Annotated in this window: 26 protein-coding genes; 6 read left to right on the top strand and 20 right to left on the bottom strand. The window is 36.3% G+C overall.

What is annotated here, in order from left to right:
* Nucleotides 1-84: 84 nt before the first annotated feature.
* Together rpmF and J416_RS01250 are read right to left on the bottom strand one after the other, a co-directional pair.
* Nucleotides 85-258 (bottom strand): 50S ribosomal protein L32, encoded by a 174-nt coding sequence (gene rpmF, locus J416_RS01245; RefSeq protein ID WP_003463209.1) that lies wholly within the window; start codon nucleotides 256-258, stop codon nucleotides 85-87.
* Nucleotides 259-281: 23 nt separating this feature from the next.
* Complete coding sequence (locus J416_RS01250) at nucleotides 282-797, bottom strand: YceD family protein (protein WP_003463212.1); 516 nt, start codon at nucleotides 795-797, stop codon at nucleotides 282-284.
* A 164-nt stretch (nucleotides 798-961) separates the two neighbouring features.
* Here J416_RS01250 and J416_RS01255 point away from each other — a divergent pair, with 164 nt between their 5' ends.
* Nucleotides 962-2,173, top strand: a complete 1,212-nt coding sequence (locus J416_RS01255) for a nucleotidyltransferase (RefSeq protein WP_003463216.1) — start codon at nucleotides 962-964, stop codon at nucleotides 2,171-2,173.
* Between the two features lie 27 nt (nucleotides 2,174-2,200).
* Here the strand turns inward: J416_RS01255 and J416_RS01260 are convergent, their stop codons facing one another.
* Nucleotides 2,201-3,202, bottom strand: a complete 1,002-nt coding sequence (locus J416_RS01260; RefSeq protein ID WP_003463219.1) for a SepM family pheromone-processing serine protease — start codon at nucleotides 3,200-3,202, stop codon at nucleotides 2,201-2,203.
* Between the two features lie 208 nt (nucleotides 3,203-3,410).
* Here J416_RS01260 and ylbJ point away from each other — a divergent pair, with 208 nt between their 5' ends.
* On the top strand, nucleotides 3,411-4,598 hold the full coding sequence (ylbJ, locus tag J416_RS01265) for a sporulation integral membrane protein YlbJ (protein ID WP_003463221.1): 1,188 nt from the start codon (nucleotides 3,411-3,413) through the stop codon (nucleotides 4,596-4,598).
* Between the two features lie 2 nt (nucleotides 4,599-4,600).
* On the opposite strand, the gene coaD is transcribed toward ylbJ, so the two are convergent.
* From coaD to J416_RS01300, 8 genes are all read right to left on the bottom strand, one after another.
* Complete coding sequence (gene coaD, locus J416_RS01270; RefSeq protein WP_003463222.1) at nucleotides 4,601-5,098, bottom strand: pantetheine-phosphate adenylyltransferase; 498 nt, start codon at nucleotides 5,096-5,098, stop codon at nucleotides 4,601-4,603.
* A gap of 1 nt (nucleotide 5,099) precedes the next feature.
* Nucleotides 5,100-5,660, bottom strand: coding sequence for a 16S rRNA (guanine(966)-N(2))-methyltransferase RsmD (gene rsmD / locus J416_RS01275; RefSeq protein ID WP_003463223.1), 561 nt, complete (start codon nucleotides 5,658-5,660; stop codon nucleotides 5,100-5,102).
* Between the two features lie 275 nt (nucleotides 5,661-5,935).
* On the bottom strand, nucleotides 5,936-6,211 hold the full coding sequence (locus tag J416_RS01280; protein ID WP_003463225.1) for a YlbG family protein: 276 nt from the start codon (nucleotides 6,209-6,211) through the stop codon (nucleotides 5,936-5,938).
* Between the two features lie 31 nt (nucleotides 6,212-6,242).
* Nucleotides 6,243-6,686 (bottom strand): YlbF/YmcA family competence regulator, encoded by a 444-nt coding sequence (locus tag J416_RS01285; RefSeq protein ID WP_003463227.1) that lies wholly within the window; start codon nucleotides 6,684-6,686, stop codon nucleotides 6,243-6,245.
* A 63-nt stretch (nucleotides 6,687-6,749) separates the two neighbouring features.
* Nucleotides 6,750-7,082, bottom strand: coding sequence for a YlbE-like family protein (locus J416_RS16530; protein WP_338029437.1), 333 nt, complete (start codon nucleotides 7,080-7,082; stop codon nucleotides 6,750-6,752).
* Nucleotides 6,997-7,380 carry a spore coat protein YlbD gene (ylbD, locus tag J416_RS01295; RefSeq protein WP_003463230.1) on the bottom strand — a complete coding sequence of 128 codons (384 nt, stop codon included), beginning with the start codon at nucleotides 7,378-7,380 and terminating at the stop codon, nucleotides 6,997-6,999. Before ylbD ends, J416_RS16530 begins: the two co-directional genes overlap by 86 nt.
* A gap of 81 nt (nucleotides 7,381-7,461) precedes the next feature.
* Nucleotides 7,462-7,824 carry a CAP domain-containing protein gene (locus tag J416_RS14910; RefSeq protein ID WP_052000903.1) on the bottom strand — a complete coding sequence of 121 codons (363 nt, stop codon included), beginning with the start codon at nucleotides 7,822-7,824 and terminating at the stop codon, nucleotides 7,462-7,464.
* Nucleotides 7,800-8,501, bottom strand: coding sequence for a CAP-associated domain-containing protein (locus J416_RS01300; protein ID WP_052000904.1), 702 nt, complete (start codon nucleotides 8,499-8,501; stop codon nucleotides 7,800-7,802). Before J416_RS01300 ends, J416_RS14910 begins: the two co-directional genes overlap by 25 nt.
* Nucleotides 8,502-8,643: 142 nt before the next feature.
* Here J416_RS01300 and J416_RS01305 point away from each other — a divergent pair, with 142 nt between their 5' ends.
* Both J416_RS01305 and ytvI read left to right on the top strand, forming a co-directional pair.
* Nucleotides 8,644-9,009: a YugN family protein gene (locus J416_RS01305; protein WP_003463232.1), complete on the top strand. Its 366-nt coding sequence runs from the start codon at nucleotides 8,644-8,646 to the stop codon at nucleotides 9,007-9,009.
* A gap of 104 nt (nucleotides 9,010-9,113) precedes the next feature.
* Nucleotides 9,114-10,172: a sporulation integral membrane protein YtvI gene (gene ytvI, locus J416_RS01310; RefSeq protein WP_003463233.1), complete on the top strand. Its 1,059-nt coding sequence runs from the start codon at nucleotides 9,114-9,116 to the stop codon at nucleotides 10,170-10,172.
* A 92-nt stretch (nucleotides 10,173-10,264) separates the two neighbouring features.
* Here the strand turns inward: ytvI and J416_RS01315 are convergent, their stop codons facing one another.
* The 7 genes from J416_RS01315 to cyoE all read right to left on the bottom strand — a co-directional run bounded on the left by J416_RS01315 (nucleotide 10,265) and on the right by cyoE (nucleotide 16,789).
* Nucleotides 10,265-10,720: a DUF420 domain-containing protein gene (locus J416_RS01315; RefSeq protein ID WP_003463244.1), complete on the bottom strand. Its 456-nt coding sequence runs from the start codon at nucleotides 10,718-10,720 to the stop codon at nucleotides 10,265-10,267.
* A 21-nt stretch (nucleotides 10,721-10,741) separates the two neighbouring features.
* Nucleotides 10,742-11,638: a cytochrome c oxidase assembly factor CtaG gene (gene ctaG / locus J416_RS01320; RefSeq protein ID WP_003463246.1), complete on the bottom strand. Its 897-nt coding sequence runs from the start codon at nucleotides 11,636-11,638 to the stop codon at nucleotides 10,742-10,744.
* A 189-nt stretch (nucleotides 11,639-11,827) separates the two neighbouring features.
* Nucleotides 11,828-12,145, bottom strand: coding sequence for a cytochrome c oxidase subunit IVB (ctaF, locus tag J416_RS01325; protein WP_003463248.1), 318 nt, complete (start codon nucleotides 12,143-12,145; stop codon nucleotides 11,828-11,830).
* Between the two features lies 1 nt (nucleotide 12,146).
* Nucleotides 12,147-12,767 carry a cytochrome (ubi)quinol oxidase subunit III gene (locus J416_RS01330; RefSeq protein ID WP_003463250.1) on the bottom strand — a complete coding sequence of 207 codons (621 nt, stop codon included), beginning with the start codon at nucleotides 12,765-12,767 and terminating at the stop codon, nucleotides 12,147-12,149.
* Nucleotides 12,767-14,617, bottom strand: coding sequence for a cytochrome c oxidase subunit I (gene ctaD / locus J416_RS01335; RefSeq protein ID WP_420805419.1), 1,851 nt, complete (start codon nucleotides 14,615-14,617; stop codon nucleotides 12,767-12,769). Before ctaD ends, J416_RS01330 begins: the two co-directional genes overlap by 1 nt.
* A 55-nt stretch (nucleotides 14,618-14,672) precedes the next feature.
* Nucleotides 14,673-15,731: a cytochrome c oxidase subunit II gene (gene coxB / locus J416_RS01340; RefSeq protein ID WP_003463254.1), complete on the bottom strand. Its 1,059-nt coding sequence runs from the start codon at nucleotides 15,729-15,731 to the stop codon at nucleotides 14,673-14,675.
* A 116-nt stretch (nucleotides 15,732-15,847) separates the two neighbouring features.
* Nucleotides 15,848-16,789, bottom strand: coding sequence for a heme o synthase (gene cyoE / locus J416_RS01345; RefSeq protein WP_003463256.1), 942 nt, complete (start codon nucleotides 16,787-16,789; stop codon nucleotides 15,848-15,850).
* Between the two features lie 346 nt (nucleotides 16,790-17,135).
* Here cyoE and J416_RS01350 point away from each other — a divergent pair, with 346 nt between their 5' ends.
* On the top strand, nucleotides 17,136-18,026 hold the full coding sequence (locus tag J416_RS01350) for a COX15/CtaA family protein (protein ID WP_003463258.1): 891 nt from the start codon (nucleotides 17,136-17,138) through the stop codon (nucleotides 18,024-18,026).
* 49 nt (nucleotides 18,027-18,075) lie between these two features.
* Here the strand turns inward: J416_RS01350 and ftsW are convergent, their stop codons facing one another.
* Both ftsW and J416_RS01360 read right to left on the bottom strand, forming a co-directional pair.
* The gene (gene ftsW / locus J416_RS01355; RefSeq protein WP_003463261.1) at nucleotides 18,076-19,263 is read right to left on the bottom strand and encodes a putative lipid II flippase FtsW; all 1,188 of its coding nucleotides are present in this window, start codon (nucleotides 19,261-19,263) and stop codon (nucleotides 18,076-18,078) included.
* A gap of 143 nt (nucleotides 19,264-19,406) precedes the next feature.
* On the bottom strand, nucleotides 19,407-19,709 hold the full coding sequence (locus J416_RS01360; protein WP_003463263.1) for an Fpa/YlaN family protein: 303 nt from the start codon (nucleotides 19,707-19,709) through the stop codon (nucleotides 19,407-19,409).
* Nucleotides 19,710-19,887: 178 nt separating this feature from the next.
* Here J416_RS01360 and J416_RS01365 point away from each other — a divergent pair, with 178 nt between their 5' ends.
* Nucleotides 19,888-20,349, top strand: a complete 462-nt coding sequence (locus J416_RS01365; RefSeq protein ID WP_003463278.1) for a hypothetical protein — start codon at nucleotides 19,888-19,890, stop codon at nucleotides 20,347-20,349.
* The last annotated feature ends 72 nt before the right edge of the window (nucleotides 20,350-20,421 follow it).

Genomic DNA, 20,421 nt, shown 5'->3' on the forward strand with positions numbered 1-20,421 from the left:
AGAAATGAACATTTTCATAAAAAATAAAAAAATAGTGTAAGAGAGAGAAACACTCTCTTACACTATTTTTACTTTACCATTGATTTACTGTTCAACCACTTGCTTCCCATCATAATGTCCACAAGCTTTGCATACATGGTGCGGCTTTGTTAATTCACCACAGTTTGAACATTCAACCATTCCTGGTACGTGTAATTTCTTATGCGTACGGCGTTGGTTTTTTACCTTTTTTGAAGTTTTTCTCTTAGGTACTGCCATGCATCACACCTCCTTTATGGAAGTCATTTATCTTCCTGATTATCCTGATCTAAGAACTCTTTTAACTTTTCAAAGCGAGGATCTACCTTTTCTTCCTGTTTAAACTCTGTTACAAGCTCCCAACCTTCTCCCGCTTCCAATGTATTTGCATGTAATGTATCTTCATCAGCAAATACACGAATCGGAATTTCCAATATTATATTTTCCTTGATAAATGGAGTTAAGTCAAGTACTTCTCCTTCAATTGTATGAACATCCTCATCACTACTACCGTAAGGTGAAGTAGTAAACTGTTCTGATGCTTCAATTGTAAAGGGATAAGCAACGTCAACCAGCGTTCGGGCACACGGTAAGATCATTGTACCATTTATCGAGAAATCGCAATAAATATGATTACCTTTCATCGTTAGCGTTGCATGTACATGTATCGAATCAATAGAACGGATATCATTATCCCATTCTTCGATTGCTGATACATCCACTTGTTCATCCAAAGAGATGGATTGATCCTTCGCTTGTTTTAGTTTTTGAATATACATTTTCACAATGATCACCTCAAGGCAACAAGAAATATTTTAAAAGGAATCAGCCAATTTGTCAACATTTTATCTTTACAGCACAACGAATCGTTCTTATGATATACTTACCGTTAACATCATCTTTTTATTCAATAAAATCTGTTTACATACGGATGGAGGTAGTTATGAAAGCATGCGGTTTAATTGTTGAATATAACCCCTACCATAACGGACATCGTTATCATTTGCAACAGTCGAAACAACAAACGAACGCAGATTGTATCGTAGCCGTCATGAGCGGAAATTTTCTACAACGCGGAGAACCAGCCATCGTTGACAAATTCACTCGTGCAAAGATGGCCATCAATCAAGGAGTAGACTTAGTCGTTGAATTACCTTATCATTATGCAGTACAACATAGTGAACTTTTTGCCAAAGGAGCCGTTGCGCTATTAGAAACCTTACACGTAGAACATCTTGTGTTTGGTAGCGAACATGGACAAATAGAAGATTTTGTACAAATGGCCAACCTTCAATATCAATATCAGGACACTTATGAAGCGTATGTGAAGCATTTTCTTCAACAAGGGGTTCGTTATCCAGTAGCGAATCAACTCGCATTTGAATCGATTCACAATGATCGACTGGCTATCGATGTCACAAAGCCGAACAATATCCTTGGCTATCAATATGTAAAACAAACAATAGCATCTAATGGAAAGATCACACCACATACCATTCAGCGTATAAAGAGTCAATATCATGACCAGCATATCGAACAAGACATTGCTAGTGCGACCAGTATTCGCAATCAGTTGCAGCAACAAAAACAAATGACAAAATTAATTGAAAATACATTGCCCTTACAAACGGTACAATTATTAACATATTATCAGCAACACTATGGAAAATGGCATTTTTGGGAAGACTATTTTCCCCTATTACACCATAAAGTACTCACATCTTCACCAACGGAACTTCGGCAAATCCATGAAGTAAGAGAAGGCATTGAACATCGACTTTATCACACAGCAAAACAAGCAACATCCTTTCAAGACTGGATGGAAAAGCTAAAAACGAAACGTTATACATGGACAAGTTTACAAAGGATGTTCACACATATTCTTACTCATACAACGAAAACAGAAATACAATCATTGTTGGCGTCTAGCGTTTTGCCTATACGAGTTCTAGCGATGACGAATATAGGGCAAACTTATTTACGATCGATCAAAAAAGAAATAAAGGCACCATTTTTCACAAGTATTAAGTCACCATTTCCATTACAAGAAAGCGCAGAACGGATTAGCAATGCATATTACGGAATTCAAGATCCGCACATACAACCCATGATGCGAAACCAAGAATATCAACAACCGATTCAAAAAACCATGTGATCAGTCATCACATGGTTTTTCTATGCTTCAATTATTCATTTCTTTAAGGTAGTTGACAGCTTCAGTAAAGTCTTCGACAGTGACAATTTCCATATCGGTATTGATTTCTTCTGCCGTGCGATTCGCTACCTCTGCATTCGCTTTTGGAACAAAGAAGAGATCACAATTCTCTTGGTCTGCAGCAATCACTTTCTTATCAACGCCTCCAATAGGGCCGATATTACCTTCATAATCAATCTCACCTGTACCAGCAACCTGTAACCCATTCGTTAAATCTTGATCTGTTAACTGATCATATATTTCTAAAGAGAACATCAAACCTGCACTTGGACCACCTATATCTCCACTAGAAAACTCTACAGGTGGTTCTTCTGACACTTCCCGATTCGTTACTAATTGAATACCGATCCCAGCTTCTCCATCTAACTCAGGCATCGATTCAAGTGTAATCTCTTCGGTCCAGGTTTCATCATCACGTTCAATAAAAACTTCGATCGTATCACCGGCGTCTTTATTTTCCACATAAGAAAGCAAGTCCTTCGTTTCGACAATTTTTTGTTGATCGATCCTTACTATTTTATCTCCTGTTTCTAATATTCCCTGTGCTGGAGAACCATCAACAATCGAGACAACATATATTCCTTTGTACTGAATATCTATTTTCTTATTCGCTGCTTTGTATGCAACAACAGTTGATGCTTCCTGCGAATTCTCCATCATCAGTAATTGTATATCCATATATTCTTCTTGACTCATACCATTTTGCAATACTTCTTCAATCGGCAATATCTCTTGATGATCTTGTAGTTTCGCAATCAAATAACTTAAAATCGTTGCTTGTCCTCCTTGTATCGTGACTAGGTGCATGTCACCTTCACTCTCTTCATCATCACCTACGGAAATTACTGGATCAAGCGGATCAGCGCTGCCTGGTTTTTGAATATAATAGGGTAGCTGATAATTAAATAAAACGAATACGCACACAACTAAAAGAATGATAAATAAAATTTTTCCTTTATTCTTGAACATACGAGAACCTCTCCTTCTATGACCACACGCTCGAATCATAAATCATTCGTACAAGTAATACGTATATATAGACGAATAATTTCATCATCAAAAGTAATTATATTCTACAACTTTATCGAACATACGTACAGTAATATGCTAAAAAAAGACGAAACACATGATCATGATAAGGTTAGAATGTTCTATGATTGTCCAAGGAGGATTATGTGTGAATCAAAAAATGATTTCTGTCACTTATGCCTGTTTATCACTAACTATGGCAATCTCCATTATATATTTTCCACATGCCGTATTAGATGCAAGTAGACGCGGATTAGACATGTGGGCAACCGTTGTTTTCCCATCATTGCTTCCATTTTTTATTGTTGCTGAACTTCTCATTGGATTTGGAGTTGTCCATTTTGTTGGGGTATTATGTGAACCTATCATGCGACCATTATTTAATGTTCCAGGTGTTGGTGGGTTTGTCTGGTCAATGGGGATGGCTAGTGGGTATCCTTCAGGCGCAAAACTGACTGCAAGATTGCGTCAAGAGGATCAATTAACCAAAATAGAAGCAGAGCGATTGCTCACATTCACCAATGCGTCTAATCCACTCTTTATCATTGGTGCGGTCTCCATTGGATTCTTTCATGATCAAAAACTTGGCATTTTACTAGCTATCACTCATTATTTAGGGAATTTTTTCGTAGGCCTTTGTATGCGTTTCTATAAATATAACGAAAGAAGCCGCTCCTCTCATTCTTTTTCAATTATTCGTGCACTACATAAGCTACATGAAGCTAGAATGAAAGATAAACGGCCGTTCGGAAAAATACTTGGAGATGCTGTCACCCAATCGATTCAAACATTGCTGTTAATTGGTGGCTTCATCATGCTTTTTTCAGTTATTACCCGATTAATCCAGGAAATGAAACTAAGTAATCTGATTGCTCACGTGATCGGGCAGTTCTTACAGCTGTTTCAACTTCCAAAAGAAATGGCTTCCCCTTTATTTACTGGCATGTTTGAAATCACACTAGGTGCGAATGAAGTCGCTCATCAAGATGAAACATCCATCCTTGTACAAGCTGTTGTGGTCGCATTTATTCTTGCGTTCAATGGTTTTTCTGTACAAGCTCAAGTGGCTAGCATAATCGCTGAAACAGACATCCGTTTTGCTCCTTATTTTTTTGGACGGATTCTACATGGATTGATCGCTTGTCTGTTGACCATATTACTTTTTAAACTGATTTATCCTGTTCATAAACCATTGCCTGCTGAGATCCCTGTATGGTACCAACAATCGGTCAATCAAATTGAGCAATCGATGCAGTTTTTCAACCAATTTGGTCCTTGGCTAACGATAAGTGCGTTATTTGTGTATTTACTTTTATATTTACGTCATAAAACATAAACTTATAGGTCAAATGAACCGGTGGCGTATTTTTGCTTTAATGCTTCTTCAACAACGGGTGGCACTAGATCAGAAACATTTGCTTGATATTTTGCCACTTCTTTCACCATACTTGAACTTAAAAAAGAATATTGATTATTCGTCATCATAAAGAAAGTTTCAATTTCCTCATTTAACTTACGATTCATCGATGTAATCTGCATTTCATATTCAAAATCACTAACGGCTCGCAATCCTCGAAGAACAGCTTGAGCATTTTTTTGACGAGCATAATCCATAAGCAAGCCATTGCAAGCATCAATCGAAACATTTTCTAGTTCAACCGTAGATGCCTTTAATAATTGCACTCGTTCGTCAACGCTAAAAAAAGGAGTTTTTGCTTGATTATTAAAAACAGCAACAATCAATTCGTCAAATACTTTCGCCCCACGTTGAATAATATCTAAATGCCCATATGTAACGGGATCAAAACTTCCTGGACAAATGGCTAATCTGGACATGTTATTCCTCTCCTTTTTTCAAAATTGTAAGAGCAGTTGTATCCCCATATTCTACCCTTTTCCACTCGAAAAATGCTGAATGATCCAAGTTCATATATTCATCTATTGAATGCTCACAAACAATCATTCCGTCTGTTGTTAGCAGGCGGAGCGTATGTATTTGCTCAATCATTTGACCATAATATCCTTTCGCATATGGTGGGTCTAAAAAAATGATATCAAAGCAAAGATTCCTTTTTGATACGGCTTTTAGCGCACGACGAGCATCATTTCGATAAATTTCTACATGATCTTCCATGTTTAATTGCTTCGCATTTCGATGAAGAATAGATACCGCCTTCGGATATTGATCAATCATAATGGCGTGATTCATGCCACGACTTATTGCTTCGAAACTTAAAGATCCGCTACCCGCGAATAAATCTAAACATTTTCCACCATCAAAAAATGGCCCAATCATTTGAAACAATGCTTCTCTTACCTTATCTGTCGTTGGTCGTGTTTGTTTTCCAGTTATCGTTTGTAACGTATGACCTTTTTTGTCACCTGCAATGATTCTCATGATTCCCCTCCGACGTTCAACATGTAAGAATTTAGATCTATCTTACTATAGCACGAATGGACAAAACATCTCAAATTTTCATGTATATTTTGGCTGCTTTCCGTGCAAACTTTAATTAAAGCAACAATCATTATGGGTTGCTTTAATACGGAGAAGACTTACTTTTCCCCATAAGTTCTTCCTCCGGTTTCTCCTCTCCCTTTATCTTTTTATTTTCCGAATCGGGAAATAAAAAGAACCTGCAGTTGTTTTATCAACTGCAGGCTTTTTTTATTTTATAAACCCATTCGGTAATCATACTCTTTTGCCTTGTCCGTAATCGGGTTATCAAATTCTGTTTTTACAAATGGTTTATATGATGGCTCAACATCAGTGACAAATTTCAGTTCTTTTAAAGCTTCGATTTGATCTTCAAGCTCGTCTTGATTGACATAAATAATAGCGTATTTTAGCCGTTTCGAAACATGAATGAGATGACCATAACGTTTCAAATGCTTCACATGTTTCATTTGATGGAACCAAACAACAATTCCTTGTCTCTTTGTAAACATATCAATTCCTCACTTTTTAGCCGATAATGAATTAGGAAGCTTTGCAACCACAACCACCGCTTCCTGATCCACAGCCACAACCGCCTTCTTTAAGTACAGCACCGTCTTTTGGTACTTTTACGTTGTCACTAACACTTGTAGCCACCACTTCACTCACTTCATCCAGTAGTTGTTGTAAATTACGCTCAGCTACCTTATATTCAGCCACTGTATGATGCATATCCATTTCCCGTTTCGCCACACGTATATCCTTCATAATCTTATTATAGTCAGGATGATACCTGCCAAAGCGCTCCACTTCCTCATATGAGTCCTTTAATTCATTAAAACGGGTAATGAGTGCTTGCGCTTCTGTGTCATGATCCATTGTACTTTTTGCCTTCTGAAATTCTTCCATGACTTCAGATTCTAATACCATTTGTCCTAATGCTTCTGATTGATCTAATATATTAACAATTTCCATTGTCGCTAGCATGCGCTTACACCTCCACAGTATTATCATACCAGTAATTTCGCTGAATGAAAAGTGGCAGACTTTTTAGTCGTTCCATGCACCTGCCATTTCCATTAATAAGCGAATCATCTGTACATTTTGTTGTGTTTTTTCAAGTCTTTGCGGAATCGTTTTTCCATAGAATGTTTTTGCATACACTTCCATTTCTTTTATACTGGCTGGTTCCCTTGATAAATAGCGATACCATTCAGGATTCTTTCTGACAAACACCCATAAATCCTCTCGTTGTTGCATATAACGATACGCTTCAGGTTCTATTTTTATCCACTCCTTAATCGCTTGACCTGTTCGTAAAAAGATGGTTGAATGATTGACCATTGGACCGAGCTGATTGTTTATACTGTTTAAATTGATCAATTAATGTAATCATGTTATCGATCGCTCCATTTAAATCATGAATGTGAGATTCCACTTGATTTAAATCAACATTTTCTAGATACTTCGCTAATTTTTGGTGCAGCTTTTCATCTTGTTCCGCATCAGTTTCCGCGGTTTGATAATTGTCCCAAAACGGATCATCTTCACCTAGTAACACATATTTCTCATACAGTTCTTGTAGATTAGCATTACCTGAACGTACTTGTTTTATCACATGAGGGTGTTTTTGCAAAAACGCCTTAAAATCTTTGACAGACGGATGTAAATTATCAGCCACGATCATTCACCTCACTTACACATCTTCATTTACTCTACTATATGATAATGAGAGAATGAATGTGCCTAATGAAGCGAATTGTTATTTTTCAATGAAGTTTTGGGTGTAATATAGCTCATAAACACCGACACCTAAATAATTATACGCTTCATTTAACAATGTTTCTCGATGGCCTTCACTATTCATCCATCCATGTATCGTCGCTGGACTGTCAATATAATGAGCGGCTATATTTTCACCAGCTGACAAATAGGTTGCCTCCACATCCATTAGTCGTTTCTTTAACCCATCCCCATTTAACCGGTAATGCGAAAAATATTGGTTTTCATTCATATCTTCACTATGATGTTTTGCAGCAATAGCAGCTTCGGCATCCCATTTTAAACGTGGAACTTCTTTTTGCTCACGGATAATGTTAGTTATATCAAAGATTTGTTGAGCCATCGCTTCATCGACTTTTCTTTGTTCGTTTTTATTTCGCTTGGTGACTGACGGCAATTCGCCTGATAATATAATTCATACGGTTGAAGTAAAATAAGTGTTTCACGGTTCATGATTCGTATTCCAGCCAAAGTCTTTGAGATCGTATCCATATACAATTGGGCATATATGTTTTTATCTACTTGGATTAATGGTCGTTGTTTCTTGTCTGTTTCTGAAAGGTGGAAGGTGAATTGATCAAATTGAACTTCGTCATGTAACAGATAGTTATTTTGAATGTCAGCCGAATCCTGTCCAATCGAAAAAGGTGATACATCGATCTGTTGATCAGGTGTATATAAACTAACGACTACATCGTCTTTTACACCTGCTTGAAAATAGCCTGCATCCGATTTATAAATCCACCATTCATAACCATAATAACCACGATCGACTCGTCGCGGCTCACCATATGCCTTCTTCAATTGATCTGTTGATTCGTCAATAAATGTCCACAACTCCCCCTGAAAAGCAACAGCTGGATGAAGGGAGTGAACCATTGACTTACTAGAGCTTTGGTCCGTCTTTCCTTTATGCAGGTTTATTGCTAATGCTTCATTATTCTCCATTTGCAACAAAGCATAGATAACGATAACCAATGAGATGAATATAATAACTGTGATAATAACGTTTTTCTTCATTTATAGACCACCATCCTGGTTTATTTTATGAATAACTTGTCTAACAAATGAACGTTTTTTAAATTTAAATGATTATAAATTGCATCTTTTCTTCATTCATACTATGATAGTTTTAGTGATAATTATAGATGAGGTGAAGTGTATGGAAATTCATAATACTGGAATTGAAGATGTAGTTATTGATTTGAAACCGTTAGATCATGCGATGGAGAATGCAAATTTTGTTCGAGCAGCACAATGGGACTATGAACGCGTAACTTATGATTATAAAATCGGTTCACCAGAAAAGAATATTACATATTATATTCGTGTCCAAGGATATGCTGTGGAAGGTGATGTGGATACAGGTACAGCTGTGATTAAATTGTTAACGCCTTTATTAGGTAAACATTATTATCCACACGGTATCGAATATGGAGAGAATGAAGAGTTTCCTGAAACCACACAAAATCGTGCAGAAGAATTGTTACAAAAGGTATATCAGAACATCCAATCTTTTATTAAATAACAAACTGTGAATGAACGCATACGGCTGTATCAGATCGCATACAGTCGTTTTTAAAATGACTTCATATTACTTGAGTAGGAATCGAAAGGAGCCTTTTTATAACAGTGTTCAAACATATTACGAAACGACAATGGAAATTAATTATTCTAATACCTATAATTCTCGTCATCGCTTATTTTGTTTTACCTGTATCCATTCCCATAATCATCGCATTACTGACTGCTTTAATGCTAAATCCGATTGTGCGGTTATTTATAAATAGGTTACGATTTAATCGTAAAATTGCGGTAACGACTGTTTTTCTATTGTTTATTATCGTGCTCAGCACCATTGGTACATACGCAGTTACCAAAGTTGTTTCTCAAATTATCGCATTAACCGAAAACTTCCCTTCTTATGTCATTCAATTTAATCAACAGTTATTGCAATGGGAAACCCAAATTGATCATTTTACTTCAGACATTCCTGATGAAGTGATGACACAGGTAAAAAATACAATTCAGGACAGTTTATGGCAGTTTGGTACCTCGTTACAAGATAGCTTTGAAATTGATCGTATCGCAGGTATAGTTAGTAAAATACCTGATTATATTGTTAGTTTGTTAGTTTATCTCATTGCTTTATTTATGTTTATGCTCGAATTACCTCGTCTTAAAGCAAAAGTATACAGTTATTTAACAGAACAGACTGCTGAGAAAGTTAAGTTTATGAATGGTCGATTATCTTATGTGATTTTCGGATTTTTAAAAGCTCAATTTTTAGTCAGTATTATTATCTTTATCGTAACGTTAATAGGGTTGTTACTATTTGTACCAGAATATGCATTGATTATGTCCTTGCTTATTTGGCTCATTGACTTTATACCTATTATTGGCTCTATTGCGATTTTAGGTCCGTGGTCACTATATTTATTAATTACCGGCGACTATGTTCTCGGCTTACAACTTGCGATACTTGCGATTATATTACTTGCCATACGCCGAACAGTCGAGCCTAAAGTGATGGGGGCTCATATTGGCTTATCTCCACTTGCAACACTTATCGCAATGTATGTCGGACTTAAGTTATTAGGTATTCTCGGCTTTATTATCGGTCCCATTATCGTTATCGCATTTAACTCTGCCAAAGAAGCAGGTATCATTAAATTAAATATCAAAATCTAACGAATCTCGAAAAAATGTGAATAAATAACTAAAAACCGAATGTTAACTGATTAACATTCGGTTTTTTTACGTTTCTTGTATTGTTGAAAAATTTACGTCCCTAATATCGCTTTTAATAAGCTCGTTGTTTTTCCGCCGTCATAAAATACATAAAGTAATAGATAGACAACTACTCCTGTTGCAGCGGAAAAAAACCAAATGGTACTTGTCACGGGACCAATTTTACGGTGCTTGGCAATTTTTCGTTTAAAAGCTAATATTAATGTAATCACGCCAAAAATCGCACCACTAGTCGCTAAGAAAATATGAAAAATTAGAAAGATGGTATAATAGATTTCTAAGTCACTTGGACCACCAAAACTTGTATTGCCAATAAATATTGTACGTGACATATATATAATGAAAAAAGCAAGTGCACTAATAGCGGCTGAAATCATGACTTTTTTATGGGCCGCACGTTTATTTTTAATAATAAAGCGCCAGCCAATGGCCACTAAAATGGCACTGATGACGATAAAAAATGTACTTAAAGTTGGTAACAGTTCCATGCTTGTCCTCTCCCTTATTAATTACGTTTGTCTTATATTAGAATTCTGTTCTGACGGTAATGGATCAACTTTGTCAGCTCCTTCACGAAACCACGGGAAGAAAATCGAAGCAATCACTGATCCATAGACGATTTCTTGACCAATCTTCATTACAATACCACCTAATTGCTGATCTTCTACGATGCTCATCGGCGAAAACATTTCAGGTCCATTTAAGGAAATATCACTTAACACATTAGTTGGAACACAAAGCGCTAGAGCTTGCAACCAACTTCCTGATGCACTATACGTATCATAAACGCTTATATTCGAAAAGATTAACAGTGCACAAGCTGGTGTTATTAATAAGCCATTTGCAGCCATATATCCGATCTTTAGTAACGGTGACATCGTATCCATTGATTTAATCGGTGTAAAAATCGGCCACCACATAAAAAATGCAGTGACTAAAATACAAACAGACATGGCTGCATGTATAATTTCATCCTCTTTCACAAAGTCAAAAACGACAGGAATATGATAAACAGAGAATACGCCATTAAATAAAATGATCGCAATCAATGGTTTTGTAAGTAAATGTAGCATAGGTTTTAACAAAGGCTGGAAAAAGATCGCTTCCCATGCCCATTTTGGTATTCCTTTAATAATTAGGATCGGAAATATCATATAATATAGCCCTAACTGTATCATATGTGCTGTAAACATAATATGGGACATTAAATCAATCGGTGATCCCTTTATGATATATAATAATAACAAACCCGTATAAAAGGCTGTTATTTGCGCTTGATTAGCTTTTTTATCGCTCTTTCGTCGGATAAATAGGAAATAATAAACGATTCCTAACATCATGATAAACACCATATAATAAGGGCTCCATAACGCCCGAAAACCAAATATCTCTAGATCAGTTAACATATTATCACTCCATTAAGGATTCTAACGCTTATTATAACCGATTTTAATCATAGAAAAAAGCTTGTTTCTTATTGAATTATTAACAATTTCATGAACAAGAATAATCAACATTCATACCGAGCAAAAAAAAGGGGCTGAACCCCTCTCGTCCATTTAAATGACAAAAAGGATACGCCCCCATTTGTTGGCTTACCACCAAACAAGTACAGCTAATGCAATGATACATAGAAAGGCTGTAAAGACACCGCCATAAAACATCAGAGCTGGCAGTTCGTGTCCTTTATGACTCATATGCATAAAGTAATACAATTGAAAACCTACTTGTATAGCTGCTAATACCAAAATAATCGGTATAACAAATAATGCATCTAAGTCACTTTGTACCATAGCAAAAGCAATGATCGTAAAGACTATCATCAATACAAAGGTGATTACTTGTTGTTTCATTTCTTCTTTTTTCTTCTGTTTATGGTAATCCAATTGATCAGTCGTATTGTTTTCAGTCATCCTACAGCACCCCCATTAGGTAAACTACAGTAAAGATAAATACCCAAACGACATCGATAAAGTGCCAATATAAACTAGCGATATAATATTTTGGTGCATTATATAAGTTTAGCCCTCTTTTAGCATTACGGATCATCAATGCAATAAACCATAGAAGACCAAAAACAACGTGTCCCCCGTGAAATCCAACTAAAGTATAGAAAGCAGAACCAAAGGCAGAGGAACGGAAAGTAAACTCATATCCATGAATATAATGGTAAAACTCATAAATCTCACAACCTAAAAATGCTAAACCTAAGGCTACCGTAATGCCTAACCACACTTGCATTTTTTTAAAGTCATTATTTTTCATGTGGTACATGGCATACACGCTAGTTAACGAGCTTGTTAGTAAAAGCATCGTCATGATAAAAACGAGTCCTAATCCAAATAAATCCTCTGATGAAGGACCATTATTGGTTGAATTTCTTAATGCTAAATACGTACCAAATAAACTGGCAAAGAGTACTGTTTCTCCACCTAGAAAAAACCAAAATCCAATAAACTTATTTTTTCCTTCTAAGGTGGCTTTTTCGGGATCGTGAGGCATTTCTTTCGGATTTAAAATATCGTGATCACTCATTATTCCCCAGCCTCCTCTTTTTCAAGATCTTCTTTATGAATATGATGTCCTAAATCGTCCTTTAATGAACGTGTCAACATGGCTCCTAATGTAATTCCCATTCCTATAAATAGAACGATCAGCCATGATAAATCATACTTTTGGTAAATAAAACCGAAACCAGCAATAAATAATCCTAAAGACATTATGAATGGCAGGATGGAGCCATTTGGCATATGAATATCATCTAAAGGTTCAGCTGGGGTAATGCCTTTTCTACCTTCTGATTTCTCTACCCATAAAGGATCCAAACCTCTTACTAAAGGTGTTTGTTTAAAATTATAATGCGGTGGTGGTGATGGTATAGCCCATTCTAATGTACGACCATCCCATGGGTCTCCACTTACTTTTTCACCTTTAATCGACGTAACGACAATGTTATACAATAATACAATTGTACCGACACCCATTAGTAGTGCCCCAATGGTACTGATCATATTTCCTAAGTTTAATCCTTGATCTTCTAAATATACCCAATATCGACGTGGCATTCCCATTAACCCGAGGAAATGCTGAATGAAAAAGGTTAAGTGGAAGCCGGTGAAAAATAACCAAAAAGTAACTTTTCCTAATTTGTCATTTAAAACTTTTCCGAACATTTTTGGCCACCAGTAGTGTGTACCTGCAATTAATCCAAATACGACACCACCTACAATGACGTAGTGGAAGTGAGCGACAACAAAATACGTATCATGATATTGAAAGTCAGCTGCTGCAGCTGCAAGCATGACACCAGTGAACCCACCAACTGTAAATGTTGGAATGAATCCAAGTCCCCATAACATTGGTGTATTTATCGTAATGCTACCGCCCCATAAAGTAAATAACCAGTTAAAAATCTTAATACCAGTAGGCACAGCAATGGCCATTGTGGCTACTGCAAATATCGAGTTAGCAGCAGGACCTAAACCAACCGTAAACATATGGTGAGCCCAAACCATAAAGCCGAAAAACGCAATTAATACTGTCGCAAATACCATGGCAGTATAACCGAACAGTCGCTTTTTGGAAAAGGTTGAAAAGATCTCGCTAAAAATACCGAAAGCAGGTAAAACTAAAATATATACTTCCGGATGTCCAAAGATCCAGAATAAATGCTGCCAAATGACAGAGTTCCCGCCCATTGAAGGGTCAAAAAATCCTGAATCAAACAAGCGGTCAAACATCATTAAAAATAGTCCGACAGTTAATGCAGGAAATGCAAATAGAATAAGTGCACTTGCCACAAACGCGGTCCAAGTAAACAAAGGCATGCGCATGTATGTCATACCAGGCGCTCTCATATTAACGATCGTTACCAAGAAATTGATCCCACCGATTAATGTACCTGCACCAGATATTTGTAAACCTAACACATAATAATCGACGCCTTCACCTGGTGAAGTGGTTGATAACGGGGCATATGCTGTCCATCCAGCATCGGCTGCACCGCCTGTAAACCAGCCAACATTTAACATAATTCCACCAAATAAAAACAACCAAAATCCTAAAGAGTTTAAAAACGGAAATGCCACATCTCGTGCCCCAATCTGTAATGGCACTACTGCATTCATAAATGCAAAGATTAAAGGCATGGCTGCTAAAAATATCATCGTCGTACCATGCATCGTTATTAATTCATTGTAAAAGCCTGAACTGACAAAATCGTTCATCGGCTCAACTAATTGCCATCTGATTGCTAGTGCTTCTAAACCACCAATTAGAAAGAAGAAACCACCAGCAACTAAATACAAAATAGCTATTTTCTTATGGTCAACGGTGGTTAAATAATCCCATATCTTAGCACCGAAGCCTTTTTGATTCGCTACCATTGTACTCACGGTTTTGAAACCTCCCTTATTCTCTGATCGATCACATAATTTATATTTATTTTGCACTTTCAGGTGTAATTTCAGAAGGTTGTAATTGCATTAAATAATCAGCAATTTTCTCTGCTTCTTCATTACCAATATGCCCTTCTTCTAAATAAGGAGCATCTAACATTCCGTTCGCTGGTTTTTGTTCTGCTGGGTTAGTAATCCAATTCACTAATTCTTCTTTATTATAATCCAACACACCTGCAATGGTTGTCCGGTCACCGAAATTTGCTAAGTTCGGACCAGCGGACGGCTGGTTGGCATCTGTTGCATGGCACTGCAAGCAATTATTACTAAACAATTCTTGACCTTCCTGAGCAGTTGTTGTTTCTGGAGTACTCTGTTCGCTTGTACCTTTCATGTCTTCAACCCATTGATTATATTCTTCTGGACTAACAGCAATCACCTTAAAGTCCATTAAAGAGTGAGATGACCCACAAAATTCGGTACATTTCCCCCAATATACCCCTTCTTCATAAGCTTCAATATACATGGAATTCTCATTCTCAGGATTAACATCCATTTTTCCAGAAATCGATGGTAACCAAAACGAGTGGATGACATCAGTGGATTCCATATTCAAATATACCTTTTCACCAGTTGGAATATATAAATCCTGACTTGCTTGAAGCCCTTCATTTGCATATTCAAAATGCCACCAAAACTGTTCACCTTGAACATTAATATTAATAGCGTCTTCTTGATCACTCGTATCAGCTAAATCATATGTAGCTGTAATCGTTGGTACTGCGATAACAATCAATAAAATAATCGGAATAATCGTCCAAATCGTTTCCAATGTTTTATTCCCTTCCGTCTGTTTCGGAATATCATCTTCCTGTCCTTTCTTTCGACGGAAACGTAATATAACGTATAAATAAATAGCCATTACGACTACAAAGACGATGATCATGACTAAGATCGATATGATCATCACGTTAAACGACTGCTCTGCTCCGTACCCTTTAGGAACGAGTGATGTTAAATTCTCTTTCCCACAGGCAGAAAGTATAAGAACCATAAAAGCAAATAAAGACAGCGTTCGTAATTTACTTATCCAGCCTTTCATGCGAATACCTCTCTTTCTATGTATAAAATACTTAAAATGTATGAAAAAACAGGGCTTATCACAAGCATTATGTTCAAGCATCTTTTGTCAAAAGTCCCTGTTTCATCCTCGATTCTTTAACGAAAAACCATAACTTCTGGTAATGTAACAATGATCATTAGTACAAATACGCTTGTTAAATAAAATAACGAATAAATAAACATACGGTTGGCCCATTGTTTGTGTTGATCTGTAAACAAACCTTTAACTGCTAACACAAGCCAGCCAATATTCAACATTGTTACCACGATTAAAAAGAAATAACCTAATGAAATAAAATAAAGTGGTAACGGAAGTAAACATGCAATATAAATGAGCATTTGTCGTTTTGTAATGGCATCACCATAAACTACTGGCAGCATTGGAATATTAGCTAGCTGATATTCTTCTTTCTTTTTTATGGCAATGGCTAAAAAGTGCGGCGTTTGCCAAATGAATACGAGAAAGAATAGTAACCAAGCGACAGGATGCAAATGAGGATCAACGGCTGCCCACCCAATTAAAGGCGGAATTGCCCCAGATAAACTCCCTATAGCAGTATTAATGGTATATCTCCGTTTAGACCACATGGTATAAAGAATGACATAGCTGAACCATCCAATGGCACCAACTACGGCTGCTTGCCATGAGGCTAAGGACAAAATCAAAAGCCCCACAACTGTTAATGTCATCCCAATCATTAAGATATGTGATAACGAGATACTTCCTGTTACACTAGGTCTCGTTTTCGTTCGTTGCATAACTTGATCAATATCACGGTCATAGTAGTTATTTAATACACAACCACCTGCAATAACAAATGCTGTTCCAATGATAACAACTAAAAATATATGCCAATGCGTGGCAAAGGAGGCACCAGTATAAAATAACGCTAACCAAAATCCTGCAAAAGCAGTCATCGTATTCGATTGGATAATCCCTATTTTTAACAATGACTTTAATTCTTGCCAGTTCCAGTCAGTGCTCTTTGTTTTCGTAGCCATTAATGGTTTTTCCGAAGATAACTGCATTTTATCCATTTTGTTTGGTTGATACCTCCTTTCTTATCGTTCCTTATTAATCCGTTATCATACGAATCAATGCTATTGTACCATGTATTGATTCGCTTAGCTATTTAAGCAAACGAATCATTTTAATTTATGACATTTTTGTGAACAATTTGTTGAAATGATAAAAAACCTGCGATATAAATCCCGAATCTGTTATACTAAGGTGGATTTTGACTCGCTATATTGAATGACATACCCTATTTATTTCTAGCAAACTATACGGTACTTTGCAAGTGTTTTTTACTTTTTCTCGCCTATCGTGTTAGGATAATATAGTATTTTTATAACACATATCACAATTGAGGTGTATCACACAATGAAATTATTAAAAAATTTATCGATAATATCCACGTTATGTATGGTTTTTGTCCTTGTCGGTGGTGCATTAGTCACCAAAACCGAATCTGGGATGGGGTGTGGTGCGCATTGGCCCTTTTGTTATGGTGATTGGTCATTAGAAATGTTTATCGAATTAAGCCATCGCGTCGTTTCTGCCTTAGCTGGTTTTCTCGTATTATTTTTGGCTATTTTCTCTTGGAAACAAATCGGACATATTCGTGAAACAAAATTTTTGGCTGTTATTTCAGTGGGATTTCTTGTTGCTCAAGGATTGATTGGTGCCGCTGCTGTATTATGGCCGCAATCAGATTTTGTTATGGCACTGCATTTTGGTATTTCACTTATATCTTTTGCTGCTGTCTTATTATTAACCTTACTGATTTTTGAAATTGATAAAAAATTTGATGCCAAATCACTACATATCGATCAAACCTTTCGCAGACGTTTCGTTCAAATAACGATTTATGTTTTAATTGTTGTCTACACAGGTGCGTTAGTTCGTCATATGGACTCCAGCTTAGCTTGTGGGAGTTGGCCGTTTTGTAATAATACCAGTCCTCTGTCATTTCAATTTCATGTGGGACAGTGGGTACAGATGATGCACCGTTTGTTAGCTGGAATCTTGTTTGTTTGGACATGGGTTCTTTTCTTTCAAATCAGAAAAAGCTATTACCATAGTCAAGTGATGTATAAAGGGTGGATGATCGCTTGTATCTTAATTTCATCCCAAGTACTACTAGGTGCATTCATTATTTTTAGCCTCGGTAACTTACTCATAGCGCTTATGCATGCACTCGTTATCTCTATCTATTTTGGCTTATTATGTTATTATTTATTACTTTCCTATCGTAGCACCCGACAAATGTAAAAGTTATGAAAAAGACGTAAAGCTCACCGCCTTACGTCTTTTTGCTATATTATCCATTTTTTGCTTGATTCACCATACCAATGTTTGACTTGATATTTTCTTCTTCTTTTAGATGATAAGAACCTTTGTGATATTCATGATGTTTCACGTGTCTGGCAATATTATTTAAAATCCCTAGTGACATCATAAACATTATTAATGATGAACCACCATAACTGACAAAAGGTAATGGCACACCAGTAATCGGTAATAGTCCACTGATGGCACCTAAATTAATAATCGATTGAATACCAACCATTCCTGAAATACCGATAGCCAGTAACGAACCAAATGAATCCTCACATTTCCATGCAATAAACATACCTCTTAACACCATAATCAATAAACAGGTAAGTACAAATGATACACCAATAAACCCTAACTCCTCCGCAATGACTGCCATAATAAAATCACTTTCTGCCTGCGTTAGATAACCTAGTTTTTGAACTCCTTGTCCTAAGCCTTGACCAGTAATACCACCTGTTCCAATTGCAATATATGATTGAATCAGTTGATATCCATCACCCTCAGGTGCAGAAAATGGTTGATAAGCGCCAACAAAACGAGACAAACGTTCGTCTGTAACCAAATGAAAACTCAAGGCCAACAGTAATGTCACAGCTGTAATAATTAAAAACGAAAGATGTTTCCAACGAACACCAGAACTAAAAATTACCACACAACTAACTGCAAATACTATCCCCGCTGTACCAATATCTGGTTGCATAATGATTAATCCTAATAATATGCTTGTTACAACCAATGGTGGCAAAACACCTTTAAAAAAATCACTGATATATTCTTGTTTTTTTGCATAAATGGCAGCCAAATAAATAATGAGACCAATTTTAACAAACTCAGAAGGTTGTAAAGAAAATGGTCCGATTTCAATCCAAGATGTAGAATTATTAAAAGTACTACCAAAAATCAATACAGAAATTAACAACCCCATTAAAGTCAAAACAATCAGTTTCATCATTTTCTGATAAAACGTGTATTTAAAAAAGCTAGTAAACACAAATAATACTAGACCAATGCAAAACCATATCAGTTGTTTTACCATCAAATCATTTGCGGGATTATCTTCCAATAAAGAAGTCACCATACTTGCGCTATAGATCATAACAATCCCAAATCCCGCCAATAAAAGTGGAATGATCATTAAAGTGAAGTCGAATGATTTGATCGTGTTTCTCATAAGCATACCCTCTACTATCTTCGTTTTATCTTCATATTACCATACATGATTCGAATACAGAACATAATACATGAATGTTAACGTGTATGAATATGTATTTTGTCAATTATGAGTAAAAAAACCTTGCCAGTTATGGCAAAGTTTCACTTGGATTTGGCCTGTTGATATTTTTCCTGTGTTGCCTCGTGTAACACACTTAATTCCTTTTCTAAATTATCAATTAATTGCTTACCATCCTCTTCAGTAATTAACTGCAAACGGACAGCAAAATCAATCTCTCTAGAAAGTCCAAACATTTGCGTATCTAATACCTCTTCATACAAAGGACATTGAGGCATGGTTAAATTATCTATTTGCACCTTTATGAGTTGTAAAATTTTATCTGCATCCGCCTTTAGAAGGGCATAGGCTTGCTCCTCATTACTAACAGCCACTTCAGGTATCACATAATCCCCTCCGTAAACAATCTAGCCTTATATCTTACCTACTATCATACCGTTTCTATCAAAAAATTGCAAGATTAGCCTTGTCTTCAATACATTATATTCGTCCTTTTTTTAATAATGCATTTTTTCTTATAGTCTGATATTCTATAGGAGAATGCTTGAAATGGAGGTGCGATAAATGATTATTCAAATAAAAGGGAACGTAACCTACCCAATCACACTTGATCCAACCGTATGGATTTTTGATGATCGAAAAATTAAATGGGAAGATGCCTTTTCAGTTGGATATGAGAGTGAAGTAGAAGAAGATGAAGTAACTGAGCATAACAACCGTATTCGTCCACCAGTACATAATAGTGTAACGAAACAAAATAAAAAAGATGTTTTAAATCACTCCTATGTCATGCCGATCATTGAATTTTTAGGCCATGCTGAAGTAAGTAATGATGCAAAAGAAGCTATACTGGAATCAGATACAACATCTACCACGATTACGCTCGATCAATTAGAGCAGTCATTACTCCTTTTTGCTGTCGATGGAAGCGTTGTAAAAGATCAAGGGCCTGCCCACCTCTACTTCGATGATGGCTCAAACCGAGAACATCCAATAAAGGGCATTAAAAAAATCCACATCCAATAACCAACCAGTGAAATCTTTAAAGATAGTCACGGAGATTCAAAGTCGAAATCATTCGCTCACAAACTAGGAGCC

The organism is Gracilibacillus halophilus YIM-C55.5 (assembly GCF_000359605.1).
GTDB lineage: Bacteria > Bacillota > Bacilli > Bacillales > Amphibacillaceae > Gracilibacillus > Gracilibacillus halophilus.